This window comes from uncultured Veillonella sp., from assembly GCF_905209685.1.
Taxonomy (GTDB): Bacteria; Bacillota; Negativicutes; order Veillonellales; family Veillonellaceae; genus Veillonella.
In genome coordinates, this window is the sequence record NZ_CAJLUB010000117.1 from 1 (window position 1) to 5,693 (window position 5,693).

Consider the following 5,693-nt stretch of genomic DNA (forward strand, 5'->3'; position numbering starts at 1 on the left):
AACTAACAGTACAAGTATTAAAATCCTCAGGTGTACCAGCTGTAACAAGAGCCCACCGTTTTTCAAACATAGTAAATGCTTTATAGTCTTTAGATTCAAATGGTTTCATAATGACCTCCGGTTTATCTTATTTTCCCAACCTCGTATAACTATCCTAACCCCATTATATAATGCACTAATATACAGTACAATAAGTATTATGTAATATAATTATACTTAGTAACATAACCAATGGATTATGACAGTATCAATAGATATGAGAGTATAAACGGGAGATACTACCATGACAAAACTACCACTATTAGCGGGTGCTTTTATGATAAGCACTATATTATCACCAATAGGAGCCATCGATGTTAATATTCCTGGTGCAGATTCGAAGATTCCAAAGGATGCCTACATAAATTATCAAGCCACGAGCCCTGATATTGAAAAGGATGTAGCAAACTATGTGGAAGCACTAAAGTTAACAGACAAGGCTAATGGTATTAGTAAAAACGAAATTGAGTATGCTAAAGCTGCCTCTATATATCGCAGTCAACATTACCATAATACAGTTATCTCCATTCACGACAATTACAACCAAATTCGGCTTTCATTCCCTATAGCGGGCATAAAAAGTGATTATGATATAGGACGTTACAAAAATCCAAGTCGAACTATTGAGGACCATCGAGTATTAACCAATAATGGGAGTCTCAATTTAGAAATTGACTATGCTGATTACAAAGACTATGACTGGCGTAACACAAAAATAGCTTATGAAAAACTAACCGACAAGAATGTTCGTGATTTCTTTCAGGACAGGGCAAAACGTAATCCAGCAAAACACATTTCTGATATAAAGGGCACTGTATTTTCATATCCTACTGTTACCTACAGCACTTGGGATAGTATGAAGATGCCGCACGTTGAAAACGGTAAAAAAACAACTCTTACCATCGACACGATCAATTTTAAATTTAAGGGCTATAACATGCGTTCCCCTTTATATCACGCAGGGTTTGTCTATTATGATAACAACCCCGTTCTGAACAAAGTTCCTACAGATAAATTATTGGCTAATTATGTGCTTCCTTCTGTGCAAAATCTAAATGAATTAAATCAATATTCACGCATAGAAAACTTAAACGGTGTACAATACCGCGTACCAAAAGACGCTATATACATAGGTGAGGAAAAAGGCACCGAGTACCAAGATATTAGATACTACAAAAAGGGGAACATAACATTCTTTGTTTCTACTAATAATATTCCTAAAAACCCATATGCGCGTGATCTTGTTATAAACGGTCATTACAATTTTAACATTAATTTAGATACGTTCTGGGATATTTACTATTACCAACCAACATCAGATTATATTAATTATACCGTTATATGGAATAATAATATTCCTGGACTATCCACACACATCTATACACCTCATAAGAATGATCACATCCTAACCTTTCAATCCTATGATGGGACCTATAGCTTTACCTATATCATCTTTTATCCAAGTTTTTTAAGTGTTGAAGAGATTCAAAAATTACGAAATATGATTGAGTTTTTTGAGTCTACCAATAATCCTAGCTTTAAACTAAAAGAGCATGTTTTATTCCCAGATACAGAGGAGAGCCATGCCCATTAAAACATCGTTCAAAATCTAATAAGATGTGTAACCAAAACAGCCAGTACTGCAAATCGCAATACTGGCTCTTTTTCTTTCTCTATTTCTTTTTATGCATAAGTATATCTACACATAGACAAAATATTAGTTAAGCTTTAAGGCAATTTAAAAACATCAGCTTCCCAAATGTACTTCAACGCAGGAAACTCTTGCTTATACAGACGATTGATCAATTTTGCCATTTCTACCATATTACGAATATCATGATAAGACGTCTTCACCGTATTGGCTTTATAAACAACTTCAATGCTGTACACATATTTATCATCACGGATTGTAAAATATGTATAATTAATACCATTATCAAATTTTACACTGCCACTAAATGCAGGCATACCATTACGCCAAATAGTCGCATTATCATTAACTGAATATGAGTATTTTCGGCTCATCGTATCCATCGTAGTAAAAGCACCTGAATAAAAATGTTTTTCATCATTTGGAAAAATCGGACGGCGCTTAATCAGCTGCACTATATCCCCCACCTTATAAACGCGCGTTTCCTCACCATAGGAGGTAGGCTCATAATCGGCTTTTCTCGTACTATTCTTGAGCACACGATATTCAAGGTTTCCCCATTTCTCAACATTAGAATAGCGATCTATCGCTTTTGTATCCTCTACCGATGGAATCACATAATTCGCTAAAGCCCCTTCTGCATACCTAATATGATCTGGATTGCCATTACCACGATTTATGATGTTAACACGATATACATGGTTCGTATCACTAGGCAGGGAAAACTCAACACCCGTACTCGTAAGCGGCTCAGCTTTCTCTTCTTTTCCGGGGATGCGTGTCATAATCCCATACTTCTGCTGCCATTGACCATTTTTTACCGTTTTATATGTGAAAGCTCGATCCGTATAGGTAGTCTTATCATCCACATCGACTACGATATCTGCATTCATACTTTTAATATAATATTGAGGGATACCATTTACGACATTAACAACTGAATTAGTGTTATCATTAATCGCCTTACTTTCAAGACTTGGATAAGGCATAGAAAAGCGAATATGCTGTGTATCATCGTCAAAGATGAACACTGTACTCTGATTAGCTTGGCGTTTTAAAAACTTGGCATTACCATCCATATATGCCTTAGCTTGCTCTACCGTCCTACGCCCATTTTTCACAGTCTGTGCTACCACAGGGCCTGAGCGACGTCTAAACTGAGACTCTACCAGATCCATATCAACACTATTATAAGAATAGCTTTCATAAGCAGTATCAGGCACCATGGCATCTCCACCAGGAAGATTTATATTGGCAGCATGTACTGTTACTATAAGGCCAAACGAATAAAGGCCTATTAAAATCGCTCTTTTAATCATACAATTCCCTCAATATAAATAAGTTGTATATAAGACTAGCCCTCTATAGCCTCAACTACTTCGCCGATATACATATAGTGTGGTTCCCAGCGATCTTTGCCAACTTGGGTATACATAGACGGATTGGCTGCATAATATTCCTTTACGTTATCCGCTAAGTGAGCTTCGTCAAATTGATGTTCATACAGTTTTTTACATACAAATGTTAAATCTGCTTCTTTGAAAGTTACGCCATCACCTGCTGCAACCGGTGTTAAACCAGAGTTAGCCACCTTATCTTCATCGCGGCCCGAATGAGAACCCAAATAACCAAGCGCCTTGCGATAGCTTTCAGGAAAGAAACTAACGGTAAAAGTATCGTATTTAGCCATAAACTCTTGAGTGTAACGAGCCGGATGGATATACACCGTCACCGTGGACATGTCACCACCATTAGGTCCCCATACATTGCCCATACTGCCCCAACTAACCGTACAAGTATTAAAAGCCTCAGGCGTACCAGCTGTAACAAGAGCCCAACGATCCTCAAACATAGAAAACGCTTTATAATCTTTTGATTCAAATGCTTTCATAATGACCTCCGGTTTATCTTATTTCCCAACATCGTCTAATTCTCCTAATCACATTATATGATGCATTAATATACGTTACAATAAGAATTATATTATACAAATATACGAATAAACTAATAAAATCCGGGCTAATTCTATGAATTAAAAGCTCGGCTTTTTTCATAGATATGGTAAGAATATAATCATTTATAAATTAAAATCTTGCTGACTTTATCGCCTTTTTGTTCAAATTGTATGCCATGCATCATATCAGTTCGATAGCGGTATTTCCCATAAAACCATCGATTGTTAGTATCTACTAAATCGGGTCTGCCATATACATTAAGGACCTTTCGCATGGAGTCGCCTACGGCAATGCCTCTATGTGTTGTGGCATCACGATTCTCGATCATCATATAGGTAACAATAGGACCCACACCATCCATTTTAAAGTTTCCAAATGTAACCCCACCATAGGTAAGTCCTCTACTAGTTTCTTTAGTAGGCTGTCCTAGACTAGCTTTTACACTATCAAAGGTATTACCTAATGAAACACCAAGGATCATCATATCCTCCTCTGGTAAGGTAGCTCCTACAATTTGTCCACCCGCATAATGCGTATATTGCTCAGCTTTGGGCCAATCATAAGATTGTTTCGCGGCATTCGTTTCTAGACGGTCCCAAGTTTTACTCAGCCAACTCGCATCAGCTTCATAACTATAACCACTTACCAATTGTAGGCCTATAACAAGCCCCATAACCATATATTTTGTTTTCATAGTCTCTCTCCTAAAATTTCTTATAATTAGCTCAAACTACATTCACTATATTACACACTATTGATTCAATAGCTTAACCCACTCCATATACCAAGGAATAAATATAGGTCCACTTTCTAGTTTCTCTTTATAGGTTCCATCTTCTCTCCATTGTGGACCGTTTCTAAGTTTGACTGCATCATCAAAGCCTACATATTCAATCATATCTCTCCATTGTTTATGTGTATAAGAGGTCTTACTTTCATCATAATTAATACGATAACTGTAAAAGTACACAGAATCTTTCACAACATGACGGAGATAAGACTCTCCATTAGGCTTGTAAGAATCGATCAAAGAGCCTGCGATACCATTATTCCATACGACTGCATATTGTGTAGGTGTTTCTAAATCGTTATACTTTCTCAAAAAGGATAATATGGAACTCTTGATGACCGTTCCATCTCGTTTTTCACCCAATATGGAGGTACGCACTACACGTATCTTGGCCCCTGTATCCTCATAGGTTCTCACATCATATTGAATATTCTCTACAGCCTCACTCACTAACTTTGCAGTCTTAGGAACACGATAACTGAAATTTCCCCAATGCTCAACACGACTATAATTATCTAATCCAGACAAGGATTCTATAGATGGAATAATATAATTACTCATCACAACTTCCGGTGATTTATCCTGATACGGATCCTCCGTATTAACCCAACCGCCATAACTAATCCCATAGGTAGTCTTTGAGTCATTCGGTGTAAACTCCGTATACATTACATGGGCATTGTTTGACATTAGCTTCCAAGATGCATCGTGCAAACCTGGATATGTATATTTCCCTTCTTTTTCAGCATATTTATTGAGCGCTTTACCATGTGGAGGCCCTACTACTAAAAATGAACTAAGGCTTCGTACAGCATATAACGGCCCTTTTCCAGACTTAGACTCTACAGTATCTCCACGAAAGCTAATGTTTGGTACGGATAATCGAATATTCTTATCCCCTTCATGAAGCAATACAACGGTAGACTGAGAATAATCTGCTAACTCCAACGCCTTAGCCAAACCAGGGCGTTCTCGATACAACTTATCCATCCCAGATGTAGGATTTACAGGTTGTGATTTTATAAATTCACTATAATCCTCTGCATTCTGCTCCGCCACTTCATTAATATGACGATAATTCTCATACGCATTAGCAGGAATACTCGCGTCTGCTCCAGGCATAGGCGGTTGTCCGGCTGGCACTTCGATCTGTACAGCACTTACATTCATGGTGAAAGCAGTGGTTAGTGCCATCATAATTAAACTTTTACGTAACATAAAACCCTCTCTTTTTCTTCTCTCACATTACAACAAAATA

Annotated in this window: 5 protein-coding genes and 1 pseudogene; 1 reads left to right on the forward strand and 5 read right to left on the reverse strand. The window is 37.3% G+C overall.

All coding sequences use genetic code 11. The features are described 5' to 3' along the window. Window positions 1-109 (reverse strand): annotated as a pseudogene (locus QZ055_RS07795) (flavin reductase); the annotation flags it as partial. Between the two features lie 174 nt (window positions 110-283). Between QZ055_RS07795 and QZ055_RS07800 the strand changes: the two are divergent. Then, window positions 284-1,633 carry a hypothetical protein gene (locus QZ055_RS07800; RefSeq protein ID WP_295825820.1) on the forward strand — a complete coding sequence of 450 codons (1,350 nt, stop codon included), beginning with the start codon at window positions 284-286 and terminating at the stop codon, window positions 1,631-1,633. 134 nt (window positions 1,634-1,767) lie between these two features. Here the strand turns inward: QZ055_RS07800 and QZ055_RS07805 are convergent, their stop codons facing one another. From QZ055_RS07805 to QZ055_RS07820, 4 genes are all read right to left on the reverse strand, one after another. Continuing rightward, window positions 1,768-3,009: a hypothetical protein gene (locus QZ055_RS07805; protein WP_295825824.1), complete on the reverse strand. Its 1,242-nt coding sequence runs from the start codon at window positions 3,007-3,009 to the stop codon at window positions 1,768-1,770. 35 nt (window positions 3,010-3,044) lie between these two features. After that, a complete protein-coding gene (locus QZ055_RS07810; protein WP_295825827.1) occupies window positions 3,045-3,581 on the reverse strand; it encodes a flavin reductase in 537 nt (178 codons plus the stop codon). A 182-nt stretch (window positions 3,582-3,763) separates the two neighbouring features. Next, window positions 3,764-4,339: a TonB-dependent receptor gene (locus QZ055_RS07815; protein WP_295793097.1), complete on the reverse strand. Its 576-nt coding sequence runs from the start codon at window positions 4,337-4,339 to the stop codon at window positions 3,764-3,766. 57 nt (window positions 4,340-4,396) lie between these two features. Further along, window positions 4,397-5,653: a hypothetical protein gene (locus QZ055_RS07820; RefSeq protein ID WP_295825830.1), complete on the reverse strand. Its 1,257-nt coding sequence runs from the start codon at window positions 5,651-5,653 to the stop codon at window positions 4,397-4,399. Window positions 5,654-5,693 lie beyond the last annotated feature (40 nt).